The sequence below is a fragment of the Kitasatospora sp. NPDC059747 genome, from assembly GCF_042732955.1.
Lineage (GTDB): Bacteria > Actinomycetota > Actinomycetes > Streptomycetales > Streptomycetaceae > Kitasatospora.
This window is the reverse complement of the sequence record NZ_JBHWGV010000070.1, coordinates 26,655-50,345: the sequence shown is the minus strand read 5'-3', so window position 1 is coordinate 50,345 and position 23,691 is coordinate 26,655. Positions and strand designations below refer to the sequence as shown.

20 protein-coding genes are annotated in these 23,691 nt (G+C 73.2%); 3 read left to right on the top strand and 17 right to left on the bottom strand.

The window, feature by feature from the left end:
* Window positions 1-119: 119 nt before the first annotated feature.
* From htpX to ACFV4G_RS27460, 11 genes are all read right to left on the bottom strand, one after another.
* A complete protein-coding gene (gene htpX, locus ACFV4G_RS27510; RefSeq protein ID WP_380444771.1) occupies window positions 120-983 on the bottom strand; it encodes a zinc metalloprotease HtpX in 864 nt (287 codons plus the stop codon).
* A 162-nt stretch (window positions 984-1,145) separates the two neighbouring features.
* Entirely contained in the window at window positions 1,146-2,792 is a 1,647-nt protein-coding gene (locus ACFV4G_RS27505; protein ID WP_380444769.1) for an NADH-quinone oxidoreductase subunit N, read from the bottom strand.
* A gap of 1 nt (window position 2,793) precedes the next feature.
* Entirely contained in the window at window positions 2,794-4,350 is a 1,557-nt protein-coding gene (locus ACFV4G_RS27500; RefSeq protein WP_380444768.1) for a NuoM family protein, read from the bottom strand.
* A 56-nt stretch (window positions 4,351-4,406) separates the two neighbouring features.
* Window positions 4,407-6,497: an NADH-quinone oxidoreductase subunit L gene (locus tag ACFV4G_RS27495; RefSeq protein ID WP_380444766.1), complete on the bottom strand. Its 2,091-nt coding sequence runs from the start codon at window positions 6,495-6,497 to the stop codon at window positions 4,407-4,409.
* The gene (gene nuoK / locus ACFV4G_RS27490) at window positions 6,494-6,865 is read right to left on the bottom strand and encodes an NADH-quinone oxidoreductase subunit NuoK (protein ID WP_329930390.1); all 372 of its coding nucleotides are present in this window, start codon (window positions 6,863-6,865) and stop codon (window positions 6,494-6,496) included. Before nuoK ends, ACFV4G_RS27495 begins: the two co-directional genes overlap by 4 nt.
* The gene (locus tag ACFV4G_RS27485; RefSeq protein WP_380444765.1) at window positions 6,865-7,557 is read right to left on the bottom strand and encodes an NADH-quinone oxidoreductase subunit J; all 693 of its coding nucleotides are present in this window, start codon (window positions 7,555-7,557) and stop codon (window positions 6,865-6,867) included. Before ACFV4G_RS27485 ends, nuoK begins: the two co-directional genes overlap by 1 nt.
* Complete coding sequence (locus tag ACFV4G_RS27480; RefSeq protein WP_380444764.1) at window positions 7,554-8,117, bottom strand: NuoI/complex I 23 kDa subunit family protein; 564 nt, start codon at window positions 8,115-8,117, stop codon at window positions 7,554-7,556. The genes ACFV4G_RS27485 and ACFV4G_RS27480 overlap by 4 nt, the downstream gene beginning before the upstream one ends.
* Complete coding sequence (gene nuoH, locus ACFV4G_RS27475) at window positions 8,114-9,073, bottom strand: NADH-quinone oxidoreductase subunit NuoH (RefSeq protein WP_380444763.1); 960 nt, start codon at window positions 9,071-9,073, stop codon at window positions 8,114-8,116. Before nuoH ends, ACFV4G_RS27480 begins: the two co-directional genes overlap by 4 nt.
* Window positions 9,070-10,176, bottom strand: coding sequence for an NADH-quinone oxidoreductase subunit C (locus tag ACFV4G_RS27470; RefSeq protein ID WP_380444762.1), 1,107 nt, complete (start codon window positions 10,174-10,176; stop codon window positions 9,070-9,072). The genes nuoH and ACFV4G_RS27470 overlap by 4 nt, the downstream gene beginning before the upstream one ends.
* Window positions 10,173-10,862, bottom strand: a complete 690-nt coding sequence (locus ACFV4G_RS27465) for an NADH-quinone oxidoreductase subunit B (RefSeq protein WP_380444761.1) — start codon at window positions 10,860-10,862, stop codon at window positions 10,173-10,175. The genes ACFV4G_RS27470 and ACFV4G_RS27465 overlap by 4 nt, the downstream gene beginning before the upstream one ends.
* Window positions 10,853-11,269 (bottom strand): NADH-quinone oxidoreductase subunit A, encoded by a 417-nt coding sequence (locus ACFV4G_RS27460; protein WP_380444760.1) that lies wholly within the window; start codon window positions 11,267-11,269, stop codon window positions 10,853-10,855. The genes ACFV4G_RS27465 and ACFV4G_RS27460 overlap by 10 nt, the downstream gene beginning before the upstream one ends.
* A 370-nt stretch (window positions 11,270-11,639) precedes the next feature.
* Between ACFV4G_RS27460 and ACFV4G_RS27455 the strand changes: the two genes are divergently transcribed.
* Window positions 11,640-12,809, top strand: a complete 1,170-nt coding sequence (locus tag ACFV4G_RS27455; protein ID WP_380444776.1) for a sensor histidine kinase — start codon at window positions 11,640-11,642, stop codon at window positions 12,807-12,809.
* Between the two features lie 151 nt (window positions 12,810-12,960).
* Here ACFV4G_RS27455 and ACFV4G_RS27450 read toward each other — a convergent pair whose 3' ends face one another.
* A complete protein-coding gene (locus ACFV4G_RS27450; RefSeq protein ID WP_380444774.1) occupies window positions 12,961-14,058 on the bottom strand; it encodes a S1C family serine protease in 1,098 nt (365 codons plus the stop codon).
* 209 nt (window positions 14,059-14,267) lie between these two features.
* Here ACFV4G_RS27450 and galE point away from each other — a divergent pair, with 209 nt between their 5' ends.
* Window positions 14,268-15,257, top strand: coding sequence for a UDP-glucose 4-epimerase GalE (galE, locus tag ACFV4G_RS27445; protein WP_380444759.1), 990 nt, complete (start codon window positions 14,268-14,270; stop codon window positions 15,255-15,257).
* On the opposite strand, the gene ACFV4G_RS27440 is transcribed toward galE, so the two are convergent.
* A complete protein-coding gene (locus ACFV4G_RS27440; RefSeq protein ID WP_380444758.1) occupies window positions 15,254-17,707 on the bottom strand; it encodes a PQQ-binding-like beta-propeller repeat protein in 2,454 nt (817 codons plus the stop codon). The two genes, galE and ACFV4G_RS27440, sit on opposite strands and share 4 nt — an antisense overlap.
* 425 nt (window positions 17,708-18,132) lie before the next feature.
* On the opposite strand from ACFV4G_RS27440, the gene ACFV4G_RS27435 reads away from it, so the two are divergent.
* Window positions 18,133-18,780 carry a TetR family transcriptional regulator gene (locus ACFV4G_RS27435; protein ID WP_359964992.1) on the top strand — a complete coding sequence of 216 codons (648 nt, stop codon included), beginning with the start codon at window positions 18,133-18,135 and terminating at the stop codon, window positions 18,778-18,780.
* Window positions 18,781-18,987: 207 nt separating this feature from the next.
* Here ACFV4G_RS27435 and ACFV4G_RS27430 read toward each other — a convergent pair whose 3' ends face one another.
* The 4 genes from ACFV4G_RS27430 to ACFV4G_RS27415 form a co-directional block, all read right to left on the bottom strand.
* The gene (locus ACFV4G_RS27430) at window positions 18,988-19,932 is read right to left on the bottom strand and encodes a beta-ketoacyl-ACP synthase III (protein WP_380444756.1); all 945 of its coding nucleotides are present in this window, start codon (window positions 19,930-19,932) and stop codon (window positions 18,988-18,990) included.
* Between the two features lie 143 nt (window positions 19,933-20,075).
* On the bottom strand, window positions 20,076-21,374 hold the full coding sequence (locus ACFV4G_RS27425; RefSeq protein WP_380444755.1) for a L,D-transpeptidase family protein: 1,299 nt from the start codon (window positions 21,372-21,374) through the stop codon (window positions 20,076-20,078).
* Window positions 21,375-21,511: 137 nt separating this feature from the next.
* Entirely contained in the window at window positions 21,512-22,675 is a 1,164-nt protein-coding gene (gene mqnE, locus ACFV4G_RS27420; protein ID WP_380444753.1) for an aminofutalosine synthase MqnE, read from the bottom strand.
* Window positions 22,676-22,726: 51 nt separating this feature from the next.
* Entirely contained in the window at window positions 22,727-23,689 is a 963-nt protein-coding gene (locus ACFV4G_RS27415; protein ID WP_380444752.1) for a threonine/serine dehydratase, read from the bottom strand.
* Window positions 23,690-23,691 lie beyond the last annotated feature (2 nt).

Here is a 23,691-nt window from a genome sequence, read left to right as displayed (position 1 = left end):
TGTCTCGTGGGCTCGGTTATGTGTCTACGAGACCCGCGAACCGGCGACCACGTCACCCCCGGCGAACCCCACCCACCCGAAAGCCCACCCCGCACCCCAAGCCCCGCGCAGCGGAACCTTCAGCCCCGATACCCCGCCATCCGCTCAAGCCGAGCGATCCGCTCCCCCATCGGAGGATGCGTCGAGAACAACCGGGCCCCAGCCTCACCCGGCCGGAACGGACTGGCGATCATCATGTGGCTCGCCGTCTGCAGCTGAGGCTCCGGCGGCAGGGGCAGCCGCCGCGTACCGGCGTCCAGCTTCCGCAGCGCACTGGCCAGCGCCAGCGGATCCCCCGTGATGCGGGCACCGTCCGCGTCAGCCTGGTACTCGCGGGAGCGGCTGACCGCGAGCTGGATCAGCCCAGCCGCCAGCGGTCCGAGGATCATGATCGCGAGCATCCCGAACAGGCCCGGCCCGTCGTCGTCCTCGCTGCGTCCGAAGGGGATCAGCCAGGCGAAGTTCACGAGGAACATCACCACCGAGGCGAGCGCCCCGGCGACCGACGAGATCAGGATGTCCCGGTTGTAGACGTGGCTCAGCTCGTGGCCGAGCACCCCCCGGAGCTCGCGCTCGTCGAGCAGTTGCAGGATGCCGTCCGTGCAGCAGACCGCCGCGTTGCGCGGGTTGCGGCCGGTGGCGAAGGCGTTGGGGGCGGGGGTGGGCGAGATGTAGAGCCGGGGCATCGGCTGGCGGGCGGAGGTGGAGAGCTCCCGGACGATCCGGTAGAGCTGCGGCGCCTCGATCTCGCTGACCGGCCGGGCCCGCATGGCCCGCAGCGCGAGCTTGTCACTGTTCCAGTACGCGTAGGCATTGGTCCCGACGGCGACCAGCAGGGCGATCACGAGGCCGCTCCGGCCGAAGAAGCCGCCGATCACCAGGATCAGCGCCGAGAGGCCGCCGAGCAGGACGGCGGTCCTCAGTCCGTTGTGCCGGCGGTGCACGTCAGGCCCTCCAATGGCGCGGTGGGGAAGCCCTTTCTGCCTCGTCCCTCTTGCCCGGTCAACGGGCGGGGCCGGGGACCTTGTTCCCTTGTGACACAGCCGACAGAGGTGACACCACCCTCACCCCCGAGTGCCCACCCACCTCAGAGCCCGCCCGACGGGTCAGAACAGGCTGCCGCCCGCCACCTGGAGCACGAGCTGCGGAGCGACCGACAACACCACGGCGACCGAAGCGGTGAGCCCCAGCGTCGCCGTCAGACTCAACGGAAGCCGACTCTCGACGCCTCCCTCGACGCCTGCACCGACGCCTCCCTCGACGCCTGCCTCGCCGCCACCGTCGCCGCCGGCCGCGACCGCCGCCGGAGCGAACAACCGGGCCGTCCAGAGCAGGTAGTAGTACAGCGCGACGACGACGTTGACGGCCATGACCACGGCCAGCCAGCCCAGCCCGGCGTCGACGGCCGCCCGGAACACCACGACCTTGCCGAAGAGCCCGATCACGCCCGGCGGCAGCCCGGCCAGGCAGAGCAGGAAGAAGGCCAGGGCGAGCGCCGTCCAGCGGCTCCGCGCGAACAGCCCGCGGAAGTCGTCCACGCTGGTGCCGGCCCGCCGGCCGACCGCCGCGACCACGCCGAACGCACCGAGGTTCACGACCCCGTAGATCAGCGCGTACGCGGCGGTGGCGCCCAGCGGGTCGGCGGCCGTGGGCGCGTAGCCGGCGGCGGCGAGCGGCACCAGCAGGTACCCGGCCTGGCCGACGGAGGACCAGGCGAGCAGCCGGACCGCGCTGTAGCGGGTGTCGAAGCGCTGGCGCAGCGCGCCGACGTTGCCGACGGTCATGGTGACGGCGGCGAGCACCGCGAGCACCAGGCCCCACGTGTGGGCGTACGGGCGGAACGCCACCGTGGTGGCGAGCGCCAGACCGGAGAGGCCGGCCGCCTTGCCGACGACCGACAGGTAGCCGGCGACGGGCAGCGGTGCGCCGGTGTAGGTGTCGGGCACCCAGAAGTGGAACGGGACGGCGGCCACCTTGAAGGCGAAGCCGACGAGGGTCAGGACGGCGCCCGCCTCGGCCAGCGGCTTGAGCTGCGCGGGGGCGTGCTCCAGGCCCTCGGCGACGGCGCCGAGGTGCAGGCTGCCGCTGGCCGCGTAGACGAAGGAGACGCCGAGCAGCATCACGGCGGTCGCCGTGACGGAGGAGACGAAGAACTTCAGCGCGGCCTCGGCGCCCCGGCCGTCCCGGCGCAGCGCGACCAGCGCGAAGGCGGGCAGCGAGGCGACCTCCAGGGCGACCACCATGGTGGCGAGGTCGCGGGAGGCGGGCAGCAGGGCGGCGCCGGTGGCGCTGGAGAGCAGCAGGAACCAGTACTCGCCGCCGGGCAGCTTCTCGCTCTCCACGGTGTGCGCGGAGAGCAGCGCGGCGATCAGCGCGCCGCCGAGGGCGAGCAGCTGGAACACCAGGGCGAAGTGGTCCGCGACGTACGAGCAGCCCGCGTTGTCAGTGGCCCCTGCTACGTTCTGCGCACAGAACGTCGCCCGGGGTGATCCCCCGGTGAGGGGGAGGAGCGAGATGAGCGCGAGGGCGAGTCCGGCCGCGGTGAGGCGGCCGAGCCACTTCTTGTGGCGCTCGGGCAGGAAGAGGTCGGCGACCAGCACCGCGAGGGCGGCCACGGCGGCGATCAGCGGCGGCGCGATCGCGACCCAGTCCACGGACTGGATCAGGCTGCCCGCGTTGGGTACGGCGAGGGAGGTCACAGTGTGCTGCCCCGTGGAGTGAGGTCCGAGTTCGGCGAGCCGGGCTCCGAGCATGTCAGCCACCTCCGAGGAGGTGCTTGACGGCTGGGTCGGAGAGGCCGAGCAGGAGCGCGGGCCAGAGGCCGGCGAGCAGGGTGAGGGCGGCCAGCGGCGTCCAGCTGACGGCCTCGTACGGGCGCAGGTCGGCGAGCTCGGCCACCGGCGCGGGCTGCTCGGGGTCGCCCATGCAGACGCGCTTGACGACGATCAGCAGGTACGCGGCGGTGAGGAGGGTGCCGAGGCCGGCCAGGACCATGTAGGTGACGAAGGCCGGGCGGGACAGGCCCGCCGCCGGGTCGAACGCGCCGAACATGGCGAGCAGCTCGCCCCAGAAGCCGGCCAGCCCGGGCAGGCCGAGGCTGGCGACGGCGGCGAAGGCGAGCAGGGCGCCGATCCGCGGCGCGCGGCCGTAGAGGGCGGCGCCGGTGGTGCCGGACAGGGTGTCGAGGTCGGCCGTGCCGTAGCGGTCCTTGAGCGCTCCGACGAGGAAGAACAGCAGGCCGGTGATCAGACCGTGCGCGATGTTGGCGAACAGCGCGCCGTTCACGCCGACCGGGGTGAGGGAGGCGATGCCCAGCAGGACGAAGCCCATGTGGCCGACGGAGGAGTACGCGATGAGGCGCTTGAGGTCGCCCTTGGAGCCGCGGCGGGCGAGCGCGAGGCAGGCCAGCGAGCCGTAGACGATGCCGACGGCGGCGAACGCGCCCAGGTAGGGGGCGAGCGTCGTGGTGCCGTCGGGCACGACCGGGAGGAGGACGCGGACGAGACCGTAGGTGCCCATCTTCAGCAGCACGCCGGCGAGCAGCACCGAGCCGACCGTCGGGGCGGCGGTGTGCGCGTCGGGGAGCCAGCTGTGCAGCGGCCAGGCCGGGGCTTTGACCGCGAGCCCGATCATGATCGCCAGCGCGGCGGTCACCTGGGTGGTGTGGCTCAGGCCGCTGCCGTGCCCGGCGGCGAGGGCCTGCATGTCGAAGGTGCCCGCCTTGCTGCCGATCAGCAGGAAGCCGAGCAGCATCACGGCCGAGCCGAGCAGCGTGTACAGGATGAACCGGTTGGCGGCCGGCACCTTCGCGCCGCTCCCCCAGCGGGCGATCAGGAAGTACATCGGGATCAGCACGATCTCGAAGGCCATGAAGAAGAGGAGGAGGTCCAGCACCGCGAAGGTGGCGAGCATGCCGACTTCGAGGAGGAGGAACAGCCCGACGAAGGCCCGCGCCGACGGCACGTTGTCCCCGGCCGGCAGCCGCTTCTCCGAGTACAGCGCGCAGAGGAAGGTGAGCAGCGCGGTGAGCACGATCAGCGGCAACGAGACGCCGTCCACGCCGAGGTGGAAGCGCACGTGGATCGCGGGGATCCATGACACGTCCGTGGTGGCCTGCATCCGGGCGGGCTCGCCGCGGTCGAAGCCGACCGCCAGGGCGAGGCTGAGCAGGAGCACCGCGCCGGTGAGCACCGAGTTCAGCCGCAGCGCGCGCCGGTCGGCGACGCCCGCGTCCGGGCCGAACACCGGCGCTAGGGTGAGGGCTGCACCGAGCAGCGGCAGCGCCAGGAGGGCGATGAGGACCGCGTTCATCGGGGACTCCTACGCGCGACGGTCGGGGGGAGGGACAGGACGGGGAACGGCATCCGCTACACCGCCACCAGGACGGCCAGCAGGACGACGCCGGCGAGCAGCGCGCTGAGGTAGGTCTGCGCGTTGCCGGTCTGCGCGAGCCGGACGGCCCGGCCGAGCAGGTTGGCACCGATCCCGCTGCCCTGCACGTAGCCCTCGACGACCTCGCGGTCGAGGAAGCGGACCAGCCGGGCAGCGGCGGCCACCGGGCGGACGAACAGCGCGGCGTAGAGCCGGTCGACGCCGAAGCCGTGCCGGGCCGGGCCGAACAGCGGGCCGAGCAGGGTGCGCCCGGGGTCGGCGACCAGCACCTCGGTGGCCAGCACCTCGGTGGCCAGTACCTCGGCGGCCGGGGCCCCGGCCTGCTCGGGCACCCGGCCGGCCGGGGCGGGGCGGCCCGCGCCGAGCCGGGCGGTGGCCGAGCGCCAGGCGCCGTACGCCAGCAGCGCGCCCGCCACGGCGAGCCCGGTGCCGGTGACGGCGGTGACGCCGGAGGGGCGCAGCGAGCCGCCGTCGAGCAGGGCGGGCAGCCAGTCGGAGCGCAGCCCGGCGATGCCGAAGGCCATGGTCGGGACGGCCAGCACCCACAGCGGCCAGCGCATCGCGTGCGGCTCGGCGGTGGCCGGGTCGGCCTCGTCGAGCTCGGGCGAGTAGGGCGCGTCGGCCTCGTGGTCGGCCACGACGGTGGCCCGGTCGGCGACGGCGGGGGCCACCACCTCGGGGGCCGCCGCGGCGGCACCGGCCGGGCTGTGGAACGCGAGCAGGAAGAGCCGGGTGGCGTAGGCGGCGGTGAGCAGCGCGGTCAGCGCCGCCGAGACCAGCACGATCCACCCGGCGGTCTGCGGCACGGCCGAGGCGGGGCCGAGGCCGTTGGTCATCGCCTCGCCGTTGGCGGCGTGCTCGGCGGCGCCGAGGACCGCCTCCTTGCTGAAGAAGCCGGAGAACGGCGGCAGCCCGGTCAGCGCGACCAGGCCGATGCCCATCGTCCAGTAGGCGTCCGGCACCCGCTTGCGCAGCCCGGGGATCCGGGACATCGCGGAGATCGAGTTGGTGTGCGCGGCGTGGATCACCACGCCGGCGGCCAGGAACAGCAGCGCCTTGAAGGCGCCGTGGCTGACCAGGTGGAACACCGAGGCCTCGCGGTCGCCGCTGGCCAGCGCCCCGGCCATGTAGCCGAGCTGGCCGACGGTCGAGTAGGCGAGCACCCGCTTGAGGTCGTCCTGCGCGAGCGCGCACAGCGCCGAGCCGATCATCGTCACGGCGGCCATGACGGCGAGCACGACGAGCGCCGCGCCCGAGAGCAGGAACACCGGCAGCAGCCGGGCGACGAGGTAGATGCCGGCCGCGACCATGGTGGCGGCGTGGATCAGCGCGGAGACCGGCGTCGGGCCGGCCATCGCGTCCGGGAGCCAGGTGTGCAGCGGGAACTGCGCGCTCTTGCCGGCGACCCCGGCGAGCAGCAGCAGCGCGATCAGCGTCGGGTGGCCGAGCTTCCCGTCGGTGGCGGCGGCCAGCACGTCCGGGATCCGGAAGCTGTGGGCGTCGGCGCCGAGCAGGAAGATCCCGAACAGGAACGGCACGTCGCCGAGCTTGGTGACCAGGAAGGCCTTCAGCGAGGCCGAGCGGGCGTCCGCGCTCTCCCAGTGGTGGCCGATCAGGAAGTACGAGCAGATGCCCATGACCTCCCAGCCGACCAGCAGCACGATCAGGTCGCCCGAGTACACGACGAGGAACATCGCCGCGGTGAAGAGCGAGACCAGCGCCGCGTACGAGGGGTAGCGCGGGTCCTCCTTCAGGTACGCGGTCGAGTAGACCTGGACGCACGTGGCGACCAGACCGACCAGCACGGAGATCAGCGAGCTGAAGCCGTCCAGGTGGAGGGCGAGCGCGATGTCCGGGCCGCCGGTCGGGGTCAGCCGGGTGGCGGCGTCGAGCGCCTGGCCGGTGCCGAGCTGGAGCGCGACCACGAGGGCGAGCACGGCCGAGGCGGCGACCGGCACGATGGCGAGCGGCCGGGCCAGGCCGGGGGCCTTCTTCCCGGCGGCCAGGGTGGCGGCGGCGCCGAGCGCGGGCAGCGCGGGGACGAGGACGGGCAGGGCGAGGTTCATGCGGTGGCCTGGCCCTTCAGCGCCCCGGCGCCGGCCGGCGCCTCCTCGGCGAGCGTCTCGGCCGGGTCGCCGAGCGCGGTGGCCCGGTCGATGTCCGCGGTGCCCCTGGCCCGGAACAGCAGCAGGACGATGGCGAGCCCGAGGCCGATCTCGGCGGCGGCGATCGTGATGGTGAACAGCGTCAGCGCCTGGCCGGCGTGCAGGGAGTCGCGCAGCCAGGCGTCGAAGGCGACGAGGTTCAGGTTGACGGCGTTGAGCATCAGCTCGACGGAGATCAGCACGAGGACGGCGTTGCGCCGGGCGAGCACGCCGTACACGCCGACGCTGAACAGCAGCGCGGCGAGGACGACGGGGTAGGCGAGGTGCATCAGCTCTCCTCCGTCACGGGCGGGGCGGCGGCCTCCGGAGCGGTGCGCGGAGCGGTCGCGGCGACGGTCCCGTTGGACCCGACCGGCCGCCCGGTGCGCAGCCGGCCGGCCCGCGGCGGCGGCACCCGGCGCTTCGAGCCGCGCGACAGCACGATGGCGCCGACGAGTGCCGCCAGCAGCAGCACGGACAGCGCCTCGAAGGGCAGGACCCACGTGCGGAACAGGCTCGCCCCGGTGACGGCGGCCGATCCGCCGCCACCCCCGAGGTCGATCCAGGAGGTGCGGAAGGCGTCCACGACCAGGGTCACGAGCGTTCCGGCGGAGGCCAGCGCGACCGCCAGGGCGACCCAGCGGTTCTTCGAGTCGGCGTCCGGCGAGCGCCCGATCGGCGCCTTCGTGAGCATCAGCCCGAACAGCACCAGGACGATCACCGAGCCGAGGTAGATCAGGACCTGCACCCAGGCGATGAACTCGGCGGTGAGCAGCAGGAACTCGATCGCGAGCCCGCCGAGCGCGACCACCAGCCACAGCGCGGCGTGCACCAGCTGCTTGGTGCTCACGGCGACGACGGCCGAGCCGAGCACGGTGATGCCGATCAGCAGGAAGACGACCTCCACGCCGGTCGGCGACAGGAACGAACGGGAGGCCGGGGCCAGCGGGCCGGTCGCCGCGAGCAGGGCAAGAGCAGTCACTCGGTCTCACCCTTCTCCTCGGGGGCGACGGCCGCCGCGGCGGCCGCGGCCAGCTTGTCCGCCGCCTTGCGCGCGGTGGCGATCTCCTTGGGCTCCTCGGCCGCCGGGTCCAGCGCCGGCGGCGCCGGGACGGTCCACATCCACTCACGGAGCCGGTCCCGTTCGTGGGTCAGCTCCAGGATGTCCGTCTCGGCGTACTCGAACTCCGGCGACCAGAACAGCGCGTCGAACGGGCACACCTCGATGCAGATCCCGCAGTACATGCAGAGCGAGAAGTCGATCGCGAAGCGGTCCAGCACGTTGCGGGTGCGGGCGCGCGCGTTCGGGTCGGCGGCCGGCAGCGTCTCCTTGTGGGAGTCGATGTAGATGCACCAGTCCGGGCACTCGCGCGCGCAGAGCATGCACACCGTGCAGTTCTCCTCCAGCAGCGCGATGACGCCGCGCGAGCGCGGCGGCAGCACCGGCTGCACGTCGGGGTACTGCGCGGTGACGGTCTTCTTCGTCATCGTCCGCAGAGTCACGGCCAGCCCCTTGGCGAGGCCGGCACCCGGGAAACTCATGAGATCGCCACCTTGATGATGCCGGTGAGGGCGAGCTGGACGAGGGCGAGCGGGATCAGCACGGTCCACGCGAAGCGCATCAGCTGGTCCTCGCGCAGGCGCGGGTACGTCACCCGCAGCCAGATCACCACGAAGGCCAGCGCGAAGGTCTTCAGCAGGGTCCAGAGCCAGCCGAGCTGGTCCGGCATCGGGCCGTGCCAGCCGCCGAGGAACAGCACGGCGGTCAGCCCGGACACCACGAGGATGCCCACGTACTCGGAGAGCAGGAACAGGGCGAAGCGCAGGCCGGTGTACTCGGTGTACGCGCCGAAGATGATCTCCGAGTCGGCCACCGGCATGTCGAACGGCGGGCGCTGGAGCTCGGCCAGACCGGCCGTGAAGAACACGAACGCACCGATGAGCTGCCACGGGAGCCAGTACCACTGCCAGGAGTCCACGATCCCGGGCAGCGACAGCGTGCCGGCGGCCATCGCCACCGAGGCCGCCGCCAGCACCATCGGCAGCTCGTAGGACATCAGCTGGGCGGCCGTGCGCAGGCCGCCGAGCAGCGAGAACTTGTTCGCCGAGGCCCAGCCGGCCATCAGCTTGCCGATCACGCCGACGCCCATCACGGCCAGCACGAAGAACAGCCCGGCGTCGACCGCCTGGCCGACGAAGCCGTCCGGGCCGACCGGGATCGCCAGCAGCACGAAGAGGTACGGCAGCAGCGAGACGGCGGGCGCCAGCTGGAAGATCCGGCGGTCCGCCCCGGCGGGGACGATGTCCTCCTTCTGCGCGAACTTCACGCCGTCGGCGACGAGCTGCGCCCAGCCGTGGAAGCCGCCGGCGTACATCGGGCCGAGCCGGCCCTGCATGTGCGCCATGACCTTGTGCTCCGTCTGGCCGATGATCAGCGGGACGGTGAGGAAGACGACGAGCGTGGCGACGCAGCGCAGCACCGTGTCGAGCAGGTTCACGTGCCGTCTCCGTCCTGGCCGGCCGGGCGGGCCGACGGGTCGTCCTTCTTCTCCGCCGGGGCCTCGGCGGGCTCCGCCGCCGGCCCCTCCGCAGGTTCCTCGGCAGGCTTCGCGTCGTGGGCGGGCACCGGGTTGTGCCAGGGCGCGTCCGACGACTGCGTCCGCGTGGGGGCGGGACGCTCGGCCTTGGGCTCGTCAGCGGCCTTCGGCGCGTCGGCGCCGGGCGCTTCGACCGGCTGGCTGACCGAACCGTCCGACACCGACCGGGTCCGTCGCGGGCGGTCCGCCCGCACGGCCGGAGCCTCACCGGCGGCGCCCTCGGCGACGGCGCCCTCGGCAGCCTCGGCTCCCGCCTGGCTCGCCGACCCGTCCGACACCGACCGGGTCCGCCGGGGCCGGTCCGCCCGCACCGCCGGAGCCTCACCGGCGGCACCGGCAGCACCGGCAGCACCCGCAGCCCCCGCGGCGGCCCGCGGAGTGCGCGCCGCCGCGCCCGCCGCCCGCGCACCACGCGCGGGCCGCTCGGCGACCGGCGGCAGGGTGCCCTTGAGCGGGCCCCACTCGTTCGGGTCCGGCACGCCGGCCGGCTGCATCTTGCGCCGCGCCGGCCCGTCGCCGTGGTCGGACTCGCCCGGCTCCTTGGCGCCCGGCCAGGCCTTGGCGACGCGGGCCGCGAGCACGAACTCCTTGCGCAGCGGGTGTCCCTCGAAGCCGTCCGGCAGCAGCAGGGTGACGAGGTGCGGGTGCCCGGGGAAGTCGATGCCGAACATCTCGTGGGTCTCGCGCTCGTGCCACGCGGCACCGGCGTACACCGACACGGCCGTCGGCAGGGCGGCCTTGTCCCGCGGCACCCGGGTGCGCAGCGCGAGGTGGCGCACCGAGTGTCCCTCGGCCGAGGCCAGGTGGGCGACCACGGAGAAGCCGTCGGCGAGCTCGTCGACGGCGCTCAGCCAGTCGAAGAAGCCCAGGCCGAGCCCGTCACGGGCGGCGGTGAGCGCCTCGATCCAGTGCTCGGCGGGCACGTCGACGGTGATCAGCCCGTACGCCTCGGCGCCGGTCGCCCACTCCCCGACCGACGCCGCGTACTGCTCTGCCGTGGTCACGAGACCCCTCCCTCTGCCGAAGAGCCCGAAGACCCCGAAGGCTCCGCGGAGCCCGAAGACCCCGCAGAGCCCGCGGGCCCCGCCACCAGCGGACGCCGCAGCGCCGACGCGGGCGCGGCGTAGCGGGCGGGCAGCGACTCGGCGGCGATCTTCTCCTGCAGCTTGAGGATGCCCTGGAGCAGCGCCTCGGGCCGCGGCGGGCAGCCGGGCACGTAGACGTCGACCGGGATGATCTGGTCGACGCCCTTGGTCACCGAGTACGAGTCCCAGTACGGACCGCCGGAGTTGGAGCAGGCGCCGAAGGAGATGACGTACTTCGGCTCGGGCATCTGCTCGTAGAGGCGCTTGACGGCGGGCGCCATCTTGTCCGTCACCGTCCCCGAGACGATCATCAGATCGGCCTGTCGGGGGCCGGGCGCGAACGGGATGACACCCATCCGGATGAAGTCGTGCTTGGCCATGGACGCCGCGATGAACTCGATCGCGCAGCAGGCCAGCCCGAAGTTGAAGCACCAGAGGCTGTAGCGGCGGCCCCAGTTGAGCACGACCTTGACCGGGTCCGGCGCGAGCCGGGCCAGCGGGCCGATGCTCCGGCGCTCGACGGCGCCGGGGCGCGACGGGTCCGGGAGGCCGAGCGCGACCGGTCCGCCCGGCGCGGCGTGCGAGTGGTTGTGCGTCATGTCCATTCCAGAACGCCCTTCTTCCAGGCGTAGAGCAGCCCGACCGCGAGGAAGCCGATGAAGAGGAACATCTCGATCAGCGTCCCGGCCCCGTACCCGGCGGTGGCGAACACGGTCGCCCACGGGAACAGGTAGATCGCGTCGACCGCGAAGATCACGTACAGGAAGGCGTACACGTAGTAGCGGATCTGGGTGTGCGCCCAGTCCTCGCCCACCGGGTCCACGCCGCACTCGTAGGCCAGGAGCTTCTCCGGCGAGTACACCACCGGACGCAGCAGCCGGTTGGCGGTGAACGCGACGGTCACGAACAGCACGCCGATGACGGCGAGCAGTCCCATCGCGGCGTACGCGTCGAAGTAGCCGCTGCCGACCGCCGGGTCGGCCGCGACGGCAGCCGCTTGCCGCCACTCCATGCCTTCGCCCTCCACTCGGCCGTGAACCGCCCCTCAAGGCAGTTCTACGTCGCTTCTTTACACGGTCATAACCATGGCCAATGCGTGAGTCTAAGGGGACGGCTCCGCTCCACCCGAACCCAGCCCGCTCCGCAAGACATCACGTGGACAACCGGTGGACACCCCCGTACCGCCCGGAGCCGTCCGGAGAGGGACGGGAAGGGGCCGGCAGGGGTGGGGATAACCCCCGGCCCAGGAGATGTATCACCCCCATGGCACCACCCGCCCCGTGTTCGGGAAGCTTGGACCACTAGAGCGAGAGGGAGGGTGGATCCTGATGAAGCCCCTGACCCGGCGCGCCGTGGCGGCCGTCAAGGAGCAGGACGCGCGGATGGAGCGCGGCCCGCTGTACGGCGCCCGGATGTGGCGACAGGCCGGGCAGTTGATGCTGAACCTGCCACTGGGCATCGGCGGGTTCGTCTTCGCGGCGGTGATGCTGTCGGTCGGCCTCGGGCTGTCCGTGACGGTGATCGGCCTGCCGGTGCTGGCCGCCGGGCTGGCCGGCTGCCGCGGTCTGGGCGCGCTGGCCCGGCGCCGGGCGCGGTCGGCGCACGGTTCGGAGATCAGCGAGCCGGAGCCGGTGGTCCGGCGCCGCCCGGGCGTCACCGGCTTCGCCATCGCCAACCTGACCGACCTGCTGAACTGGCGCTCGGCGCTGTACAACGTACTGCTGCTGCCGTGGGGCATCCTGAGCTTCACCGTCACCCTGGTCAGCGTCGTCGTGCTGTGGCCGGTGCTGCCGTGGGTGATCCGCGCCGAGGCGGCGGTGGACCGGATCCTGGTCGAGGCGCTGCTGTTCCCCGGCGCCCTGTCCGAGCGGGTGCGCGAGCTGGAGGAGGACCGCGGCACGGTGGTCGACACCGCCGCCGCCGACCTGCGCCGGATCGAGCGCGACCTGCACGACGGCGCCCAGGCCCGCCTGGTCGCGCTGGCGATGGACCTCGGCATGGCCAAGGAGCGGCTGCGCGAGGTGGAGACCCCGGCGGACATGGCCGCCGCGGCGTCGATGGTCGACAACGCGCACGGCGAGGTGAAGCTGGCCCTGAAGGAGCTGCGCGACCTGGCCCGCGGCATCCACCCGGCGGTGCTCACCGACCGCGGCCTGGACGCGGCGCTGTCCTCGGTGGCCGCCCGCTGCACCGTCCCCGGCGGAGTCCGGGTGAACGTCGAGCTGCGCGGCCCCGACGGCGTGGCCGAGCGCCCGGATTCGGCGGTCGAGGGCATCGCCTACTTCACGGTCAGCGAGCTCCTGACGAACGTCTCCAAGCACTCCGGCGCGCGGAGCGCCTCGGTGGAGGTCTGGCGCTCCGACGACCAGCTGATGCTGCTGGTCCAGGACGACGGCCGGGGCGGCGCGACCGCCTACCCGGGCGGCGGCCTGGCCGGGCTGGCCGAGCGGGTCCAGGCGGTGGACGGGGTGTTCCTGGTGGAGAGCCCGGAGGGCGGCCCGACCACCGTCACCGTCGAGCTGCCCTGGCACACCCGGGCCGCCCGCCACTGAACACCCGGGCACACGAAGGCGCCGGCGCCCCGCCGAGGCAGTGACGGGGCGCCGGCGCCGCTCCGGTGCGGCGCGGCCGGACCGCGGAACCCTTGCGCGGTCGTGCGGCCCGGCCGGTGGCCGTACCGGGGTCCGGGGGGCCGGTGCGGCCCTAGGAGGTCGTCTCCAGCGTGCCGAGGGTGACGTCGGCGGTCTGCGCCTTGCCGTCCCGGGTGTACGTCACGGTGGCCTTGCTGCCCGGCGTGAGCGAGGCGAGGGCCGTGGTCAGGGCGTTCAGCGAGTCGACCGCGGCGTCGCCGATCTTGGTGATGACGTCCCCGGGCTGGAGCCCCGCCGAGGCGGCCGGGCCGCCCGCGGTGACCGAGACGATCACCGCGCCGGCCGGCTGGAACTGCTGGTTGAAGCTGGTCCGGGCGGTGACGCCGAGCGCGGCCCGGCCGGAGTTGGTCACCTTGCCCTGCTTGATCAGCTGGTCGGTGATGTTGGTGATGGTGGACGCCGGGATCGCGAAGCCGATGCCGGGCGCAGCAGCGCCGTTGGCCTGCGGCTCGGTGGCCGCGAGGGTGTTGATGCCGATCACCTGGCTGTCCAGGTTGACCAGCGCGCCGCCGCTGTTGCCCGGGTTGATCGCGGCCGAGGTCTGCACCATGTTGCCGATCGTCGCGCCCGGCGATCCGCCGCCCCTGGGCTCGGAGACGGTCCGCCCGGTGGCCGAGACGATGCCCTGGGTGACGCTGCTGGAGAGCCCGAGCGGGCTGCCCATGGCGAGCGTGATCTGGCCCAGCTGGACCTTGCCCGAGTCCCCGAAGGTGGCGGGCTTGAGGCCGCTCGGCGGGCTGCTCAGCTTGATCACCGCGAGGTCGGAGTCGGGGTAGCTGCCGACGAGAGCGGCGTCCAGGGACTTGGTGCTGTTGGCCAGGGTGACGGTGAAGGTGGTGGCGGACCCGACCACGTGGGCGTTGGTGACGATGTCGCCCTTGTCGTCGTAGACGATCCCCGAGCCGAGGCTGTCGCCGGTGGTGATCTGCACCACAGACGGCAGGACGTCGGCGATGACCTTCTGGTAGGCGTCCTGGAGCTGGTTGCCGGTCATGGGCGGGGCCGAGGAGCCCGACGCGGCCGGTGACGGGGCCGCGGAGGACGAGGCCTGGCCCGTGGCCGAGGACTTGGCCGACGACGAACCGCTGCTGCACCCGGTCAGCGCCAGCGCGGCGGCCGTCAGGACGGCGACCGCACCGGGGGCGCGCAGCCACCCGCGGAACGCCTTGGGGCCGGTAGGCCGCGGACCGGCCGGGAGGGGACGGTTGTGTTCCTTCTTTCGGCTCACCTTGGCTGCCTCCGATTCGTCACCAGGCCGAGAGCACAGAAATCTTTGTCAGCATTTCACCGATTTGTCCGAATTGCTGGCTGGACTCGCCCGGCCACACCGGTCAAAACGGGACGGCCTAGGATCGGAGCATGACCTGGTTGATCACTGGCGGTGCCGGATACATCGGCGGGCACGTGGTCCGTCAGCTGCTCGACGCGGGCGAGAGCGTGGCCGTCCTGGACGACCTCAGCACCGGCGATCCGAGCCGGCTGCCGGCCGACGTCGCGCTCGTCAAGGGCTCCACGCTGGACCGCGCCGTCGTGTCCGCCGCCATCCGCGAGCACGCGGTGACGGGGATCCTGCACTTCGCCGCGAAGAAGCAGGTGGGCGAGTCGGTCGAGCGCCCGTTCCTCTACTACCGCGAGAACATGCTCGGCCTGCAGACCGTCCTGGAGGCCGCCGCCGACGAGGGCGTGCGGCGCTTCCTGTTCTCCTCCTCGGCCGCCGTCTACGGCATGCCGGACGTCGACCTGGTCACCGAGGCCACCCCCTGCGCGCCGATGAACCCGTACGGCGAGACCAAGCTGGCCGGCGAGTGGCTGGTCGCCGCCGCCGGGCGGGCGCACGGCATGTCGACGATCTCGCTGCGGTACTTCAACGTGGCCGGCTCCGGCGCGCCGGAGCTGGCCGACACCGGGGTCTTCAACCTCGTCCCGATGGTCTTCGAGCGCCTCACCACCGGCCGGGCGCCGCGCGTCTTCGGCGCGGACTACCCCACCCCGGACGGCACCTGCGTGCGCGACTACATCCACGTGGCCGACGTCGCGTCGGCCCACGTCGCGGCCGCCCGCCGGCTCGCCGCCGACCCGCCGGGCGGCACCGCGCTGGTGCTCAACATCGGCCGCGGCGAGGGCGTCAGCGTCCACGAGATGCTCGCCCTGATCGGCGAGGTCACCGGGCGGGACACCACCCCGGAGGTGACCCCGCGCCGCCCCGGCGACCCGGCCCGGGTGGTGGCCTCCGCCGACCTGATCGGCCGCGAGCTGGGCTGGCACGCCCGGTACGACGTCGCCGAGATGGTCGCCTCCGCGTGGGAGGGCTGGTGCCACCACCACCCGGAGGCCCGCGACAAGCGTTAGCGGGCGGGCACCGCCGTGCCGTAGAAGGCGTCCAGCGCGTACACGCAGCGGTCCTTGGAGCCGACGAACACCCGGCCGCCGACCGCCACCGGGGAGCCGGTCAGCTCGCCCTTGGTGCCGAGCTCCCAGCGCAGCTGACCGCTCGCCAGGTCCACCGTGTGCAGCGAGTGGTCCCGGCTGCCGAGGTGGACCAGGCCGTCCGCGACCGCCGGGGAGCCGACGATCTCGCCGCGCGCGGTGTAGCGCCAGCGCTCCCGGCCGGTGGCCGCCTCGAAGGCGTACAGCACCTCGCCGCTGCCGACCAGCACCATGCCCTCGCCGACCACGACCGGCTCGGCGCCCTGGCGGCCGCCCGTGGCACCGCGCCAGCGGTCCCGGCCGGTGGCCGCGTCGAGCGCGTACACGGTGCCCAGGTAGTCGGCGACGTAGACGGCGTCCGCGTCCAGCGCGGGCGGGGTGAAGAGCACCACCGGCGCCTCGAAGCGCCACCGCTCGGCGCCGCTCGCCGCGTCCAGGGCGTACACCCGGGTGCCGGCCGTCACGTACAGCACGCCGCCGCGCTCGACGGGGTGCGACGGGACGTCCTCGCCGACCGGGAAGGACCAGCGCAGGCCCGCGCCGCGCGGGTCGACGCAGCGCAGCCGCCCGGCGCCGTAGTAGTACGCGGCGCCGGCCACCAGGACGGGCCCGGACTGCGGGTTCTCGTAGTCCTGCTGGGCGTCGTCGGCGCGCCACAGCTCGGCGCCGGTGGCGGCCGAACGCAGCTGGACGCCGCCGCCGCGCACGCCGCAGCACAGCACGCCGTCGGCGGCGGACAGCGAGTAGACCCAGCCGTCCAGCGAGGTGCGCCAGCGCTCGGTGCCGTCCGCGACGTCCACGGTGTACAGGTGCGGTCCGTCGGCCGCGTGCACCCGGCCGGCGTCCACGGCGAGCGCCCAGGCCACGTCCCGGGTCTTGTAGCGGCGCTGGCCGGAGGCGATGTCCAGCGCGTGCACCTCGAAGCTGGAGACGAACAGGGTGCCGTCGGCGACCACCGGGGTGCCCCAGACGTCGTTGGACATCCGGAACCGCCAGGGCCGCCAGCGCGGCGCCGGAGCCGGGGGCTGGACGGGCGCCGGGAGGGGCGTCCGGGCCGGCGGCGGGGTCGCCCGGCGCACCCACTCGGTCTCGGCCGGCGTGGCACCGGGGCCGGTCTGCTCGTGCTCGGCCCGCGGACCGGGGCCTATCCGCACGGACGCGCCGGGCAGCCGCACCTCGGCGCCGCCGCCGTCGGTGGGCGCCCGGTGCTTGTTGGGCGAGCGGATCTTCTCGGTGGCGATCTCGGCCTCGGACGCCTGGCCCGGCCGGACGTGCACCGGACCGAGCGGCGGCGGGGCGTGGCCGCCCGGGTGCTGGGTGCGCGGGTCCTCGACGCCGGGACGCTGCGTCGGCACGTTCTGGTGCGGGACGGGCCCCGGCGGGACGGGGGCCGGCGCCTCGGCCGGGTGCAGCGGCCCGGCGCCCTGCGGGGTCACGGGCGGCGCGGGAGGTGCCGGGGGTGCGGGCGGCGCGGCGGGCTGGCGCCGGCCGCGCTTGCGCTCGATCAGCTCCAGCGCGTTGGCCGGGAGCCAGTCCCCGGCCTCGCCGGAGGCGTCGTCCCGGGAGAACAGGTGCGGGGCCAGTTCGGTCTGGATCTGCGCCGGGGTGGGCCGGTGCTCGGGCGAGGGCCGCATGCAGGCGCGGACCAGGTCCATCAGCTCGACCGGCATCCCCGAGTAGTCGGGCTGCTCGCGCAGGAGCTGGAACACCGTCTCGACCGGGTTCGAGCCGCGGAAGGGCGGGTGCCCGGTGGCGCAGAAGACCATCAGCGAGCCGAGCGAGAAGATGTCGCTGGCGCCCTGGACGGTCCGGCTGTCGCGGGCCTGCTCGGGCGACATGTAGGCGGGGGTGCCGACCGCGACGTTGGTCATGGTGAGCCGGGTGCTGGACACCCCGGCGGCGATGCCGAAGTCGATCACCTTCGGGCCGTCCTCGACCACCAGGACGTTCGAGGGCTTCAGGTCGCGGTGGATCAGCCCGGCGGCGTGGATGGACTGCAGCGCCTCGGCGATGCCGGCGACCAGCCAGCGGGTGGCGTCCACCGGCAGCGGGCCGCACTCCTCGACCAGGTCCTCCAGGGAGGGCGCCGGGATGTAGGCGGTCGCCAGCCAGGGCACGCGCGCGTCGGCGTCGGCGTCCACGACGGCCGCCGTGTAGAAGCCGCCGACCGTCTTGGCCGCGGCGATCTCCCGCGCGAAGCGGACCCGGAACAGCTCGTCCTCGGCCAGCTCCCCCCGGACGGTCTTGATGGCCACGCGCCGGCCGGAGGCGGAACGTGCCAGGTAGACCAGGCCCATCCCGCCCGCGCCGAGCCGCCCCAGCACCTCGAAGGGCCCGATCCGCCTCGGATCGTGCGCCGTCAGCTGGTCCACTCCGCTGCCACCTCCCCGTCCAGGCACCCGCCGCGTGGTGCCGGACCCGATTCTCCATGGCCGCCCGGCCCATCTCCAACCTCCCCCGCCCAGGAGCGCCGGGGGCCGCACGGACGGCACCGCCAGGTCAGTGGTCGCGGAACGGCCGGATTCTGACGCCCGCTCCGGCGGGGGCTTGCGCCCGGGCCGTCCGACGGGCTCACCGACCGCACGTCGGCCACGCCGGGTTTCCGTCACGCTCTGTCACCCGACCACCCCTCAGCGGACTCGCCGTCACGCTGTGAGATCGAAAGCACACGGGGGGGCTACATCGGGACGCGGTGAATATCCGTCCGAAGTGGTTCATGCCCCTATAGGAACCCCCGAGCGGAGTAATAGTCGCATCACCGAATCGCGCCAAGATCGTGCCACGGTAAGCTGACGGCATGACAGGACAAGTTCGCACCGTCGACGGTCGCGTCGCCGGGCGACGCGGACAGGAGACGCGGCAGAAGCTGCTCGACTGCCTCCGCGAGATGCTCAGCACGTCGCCCTATCGGGACGTCAAGGTCATCGACGTCGCCCGTATGGCGGGTACCTCCCCCGCGACCTTCTACCAGTACTTCCCGGATGTCGAGGGCGCTGTCCTCGAAATCGCCGAGGAAATGGCCAAGGACGCCGACACCCTCAAAGAGCTGGTGGCCGGAAAGTCCTGGGCAGGGAAGTCCGGACCGACCACTTCGGAAGAACTGGTCGACGGATTCCTCGCCTTCTGGCGCAAGAACGACGCCATTCTCCGAGTGGTCACGCTCGGTGCCGCCGAAGGGGACAAGCGGTTCTTCAAGATCCGCATGACCGTCCTCAACGCGGTCGCCAAGCCGCTCGCGGATGCCGTCCGGGAACTCCAGGCGAAGGGACAGGCCGACAAGTCACTCGATCCCAACGCCGTCTCCGGGGCCCTGGTCTCGCTGCTCGCCTCGGCGGCCGAGCACCAGAAGGCCTTCACCTCCTGGGGCGTCAAGGTCAAGGACCTCAAGCCCAACCTCGCTCCCCTGGTGTACCTGGGCGTCACCGGCAAGAAGGCGCCCAAGTAGACCATCCGCTCATCCGACCATCCGCCCGCGCGCAGCCCCGGCCTCCTGTCCGGGGAACGACGGACGGCGGCCGTGTCCTCGGGGGAGGTCCGCCGACGTACCGCAGCGCGCCAGGGCCAGACATGCCGGTGGGCGGGCACCCCTCACACAGGGTGCCCGCCCACCGGCATGTTCCGCGTCAGGCGCCGGGACGGCGCCGGGGCCGCCTCAGGGGCAGCGGACCACCTGGCCGGCGTAGGCCAGGCCGCCGCCGAAGCCGAACAGCAGGACCGGGTCGCCGGGCGACAGCTCGCCGCGCTCGACCAGCTTGGAGAAGGCCAGCGGGATCGACGCGGCCGAGGTGTTGCCGGACTCCACGACGTCCCTGGCCACCACCGCGTCGGTGACGCCGAGCTTGTTGGCGATCGCGTCGATGATCCGCAGGTTCGCCTGGTGCGGCACGAAGCCCTTCAGCTCGGACGGGTCGATCCCGGCCCGCTCGCAGGCCTGCCGGGCGAGCGGGGCGAGCTGGGTGGTGGCCCAGCGGAAGACCGACTGGCCCTGCTGGCTGATCACCGGGTCCCAGCCGGTGATCACCACGGCGTCGCCCTTCTCCGGCTCCGAGCCCCAGACCACCGGGCCGATGCCCGGCTCGGCGCCGTCCTCCTGGGCCTCGACGACCGCGGCGCCGGCGCCGTCGCCGAAGATCACGCAGGTCGAGCGGTCGGTCCAGTCGAGGGTGTCGGACATCCGCTCGGCGCCGATCACCAGCGCCCGGCGGGCCGCGCCGGCCCGGATCGCGTGGTCGGCGGTGGCCAGCGCGTACGAGAAGCCGGAGCAGACCGTGTTGATGTCGTAGGCGGCGGGCGCCCGGACGCCGAGCCGGGCGGCCACGGCGGCGGCCGTGTTGGGGCTGCGCTCGACGGCGGTGCAGGTGGCGACCACGACGAGGTCGATCTCGTCGGCGGTGCGGCCGCTGCGGGCCAGCGCCTTCTGGGCCGCCTCGGTGGCCATGTCGACCAGGGTCTCGCCCTCGGCGATGTGCCGGGTCCTGATCCCCACCCGGGCACGGATCCACTCGTCGGTCGTGTCGACGAGCGTGGCCAGGTCATCGTTGGAGAGGACCTTGGGGGGCTGGTAGTGACCGAGTGCCACGATGCGCGAACCGCTCATGCTGCCATGCAACCGGGTTACCCGCTGGTCAGCCGGGCACCATCGGCTACAGGATCCGCCCCCGTGAACTGTAGGTAGCCGACAAGGGGCGTTGCGGCACTTGGGGTTCCGCTTGGCCCGCGGCCGGATCGTCCGGTCCCGGGTCAGGCCGCCAGCGAGGTCGCGTCGCCCATCACGATGACCGGGTGGGCGGCCGGATCCAGGGTGCGGATGAGCTGCGCCATCTTGTCCTCGGGGATGGAGACGCAGCCGTGGGTGGGGCCGTCGTGGTCGACGTGGAGCCAGATGCCGCCGCCCTTGGACTTGCCGTCGGGACGGCGCGGGTCGAGCGGGGAGGAGCCGGGGACCCGGTTGTAGTTGATCGCCACGACGTAGTCGAAGGAGCCGGCCAGCTGGTCGCCGAAGAAGCCCGTCCCGGAGACCACGAAGCTCGGGTCCTTGTCGTACGGGAGCTTGCTGCCGGGGTCGGCGTTGCGGCCGCCGGCGTCGGTCAGCGAGAAGACGCCGATCGGGCTGCGCAGGTCGCCCTCGTTGTGGCCGGTGGTCCAGCCGTTCTTGCCGTTGTGGCCCTGCCAGGTCTCGCCGGGCAGCCAGCGGCCCTCCGGGGTCCGGGTCCACAGCGTGACGCTGTTCTTGTCGGTGTCCTTGCCCTGGCCGGTGGCCACCACGACCTGGTTGGTCTGCGCGGGTATCCGGGCCGTGAAGGACGCGCCGAGGCCGGGTATCGCGGCCACCGAGCCGTCGTCGCGGGTCTCGCTCCGGCCGGCCACGGCGGCCTGGTTCTGCCGGTCCGCGGCGGCCTGGGCGGCGGCGGCCGGGGCGGGCCGGTCGGGCGTGCTGACGCCCTCCGGGCCGGGGCCGTCGGCGGTGGTGACGCCGGGCTTGGCGGTGTCCTGGCCGACGGTGTACCAGCCCGCGGCGGCCGCGACCAGCAGCGCAGTGCCGGCCATCACGGCCTTGCCGTGACTCTTCTTCTTCGCCTTGCGGCGGCGGCCCCGGGCGGCCGTCCTGGCGCCCACGGCGGGGGTGACGGCGGCCTGCGGCGCGGGCTCGGACAGGTAGACCGGCTCGGGCTCGTACGGCGGCTCCGGCGCGTACAGCGGCTCGGGCGTGTAAAGCGACTCGGGCGTGTAAAGCGGCTCGGGCTCGTAAAGCGACGACGCCGCCTCGTACAGCGGCTCGGGCTCGTACAGCGGCTCCGGAGCCTCGTAGGCCTCCGGTGCCTGCGCGTACGGCTGGAACGATTCGTCGTACGCGGCGAAGTACCCGTCAGCCGGCTGCGCGTACGGCTGGTACTGGCCGTACGGGGCCTCGTGGACGGGCTCCTGGTACGGCTCGTAGGAGCCGTACGACGGCTCGTGCGGCTGCTGCGGCACGCCGTGCGCCGGCTCCTGCATCGGCTCGTACGGCGGGTACGCGGTGGCGCGATGTGAACCGGACATGGGGCCGATCCTGCCAAACGGCGTACCCGTTGGTAAACCCGGGGCGTTGTACGGGAGCTGTGAAGACGCCCGTCCCCCGGGCCGGCGGTGCGGCCCGGGGGACGGGAACGTGCAGGTGGGAGCGCGACGGGCGCAGCTCAGAGGCGCATCGCCTGCGGGGTCTCGCGGAGCGTCAGGTCGGGGCCCTCGTACTCGCGGATGACCTCGTAGCGGGTGTTGCGCTCGACCGGGCGGAAGCCGGCGTCGCGGATCAGGCCGAGCAGGTCGTCGCGGCCGAGCTTGTTCGGGGTGCCGAAGTTGTCCGCGTCGTGGGTGATCTTGTACTCGACCACCGAGCCGTCCATGTCGTCCGCGCCGTGGCTGAGCGCCAGCTGGGCGGTGGTGACGCCGTGCATCACCCAGAAGACCTTGACGTGCGGGACGTTGTCGAAGAGCAGCCGGGACACGGCGAAGGTCTTCAGCGCCTCGGCGCCGGTGGCCATCTCGGTGCGCGCCATCAGGCGGTTGCGCACGACGCCGTCCTTGGAGTCGTGGAAGTCGTGCTGGTAGCGCAGCGGGATGAAGACCTGGAAGCCGCCGGTCTCGTCCTGCAGCTCGCGCAGCCGCAGCACGTGGTCGACGCGGTGGCGGGGCTCCTCGATGTGGCCGTACAGCATGGTGCAGGGCGTCTTGAGGCCCTTGGAGTGCGCCAGCCGGTGGATCCGCGACCAGTCCTCCCAGTGGGTGTCGTGGTCGACGATGTGCCGGCGGACCTCCCAGTCGAAGATCTCCGCGCCGCCGCCGGTCAGCGACTCCAGGCCGGCGTCGATCAGCTCGTCGAGGATCTCGTCCGCGGACAGGCCGCTGATCTTCTCGAACCAGTGGATCTCGGTGGCGGTGAAGGCCTTCAGCGAGACGTTCGGCAGGGCCGCCTTCAGCTCCCGCAGCGAGCGCGGGTAGTAGCGCCAGGGCAGGGTCGGGTGCAGGCCGTTGACGATGTGCAGCTCGGTGAGGGACTCGACCTCCATCGCCTTGGCGAGGCGGACGGCCTCCTCGATGCGCATCGTGTACGCGTCCTTCTCGCCCGGCTTGCGCTGGAACGAGCAGTAGGCGCAGGACGCGCTGCACACGTTGGTCATGTTGAGGTGGCGGTTGACGTTGAAGTGGACGACGTCGCCGTTCTTCCGCGTCCGCACGTGGTGCGCCAGGCCGCCCAGCCAGGCCAGGTCGTCGCTCTCGTAGAGCGCGATCCCGTCCTCGCGGGTCAGCCGCTCACCCGCGTAGACCTTCGCCTCCAGCTCGCGCTTGAGCCCTGCGTCCATGCGGTGACCCGCCTCCTCCGACTTCGATTCCTTGCCGGAACGAGCGTACGCCTATGCCGAGAGCAGCTCCGCGAGCAGTGCCGGTTCGATGTTCCCGCCGCTCACGACGGCCGCGACCGACCGGCCGCCGGTCTGCTCCGCGCGGTGGAAGTAGGCGGCCGGGGCGACCGCGCCGGAGGGTTCGGCGACGAGGCGGCCGCGGCGGGCGAGCAGGGCGACGGTGGCCCGGATCTCGTCCTCCGTGACGGTGACGATGTCGTCCACGTAGGCGGTCAGGTGCTCGTACGGGAGCACCCCGACGGACGGGGTGCGCAGGCCGTCCGCGATGGTGCGGTAGGTGTCGGCGACCGGCCACTCGACCCGGCGGCCGGTGCGCAGGCTCTCCCGCGCGTCCGCCGCGAGCTCCGGCTCGACGCCGACCACCCGGATCTCCGGACGGGTGAGCTTGAGCGCGGCCGCCGTCCCGCCGATCAGGCCGCCGCCGCTGACCGGCACCAGGACGGTGTCCAGTCCGGCCGGGGCGTCCTCGGCGATCTCCAGGCCGACCGTGCCCTGGCCCGCGATGATGTACGGGTCGTCGTACGGCGGCACCCACACGTAGCCGTGCCGCTCGGCCAGTTCGCCGGGCAGGCTGTCCCGCTCCCCCGGCGGCACGAGGATCACCTCGGCGCCGAACCCGCGGGTGGCCTCCACCTTGACGGCGGGCGAGGTGTCAGGCATGACGATGACGGCCTTGATCCCCAGCAGCCCGGCCGCGTACGCGACCGCCTGCGCGTGGTTGCCGCTCGACTGCGCGACCACCCCGCGGGCCCGCTCGTCGTCGGTGAGCACGGCCAGCCGGTTGTAGGCGCCGCGGGTCTTGAAGGCACCGGTCGGCTGGAGGTTCTCCGGCTTCAGCCAGAGGCGGCGCTCGCCCTCGGCCGCCCAGGGGGCGGGGACCAGCGGGGTGCGCACCGCGACCCCCGCGATCCGCTCCCGGGCCGCGTGCAGCTCCTCCAGACCGACCAGTGCCATGA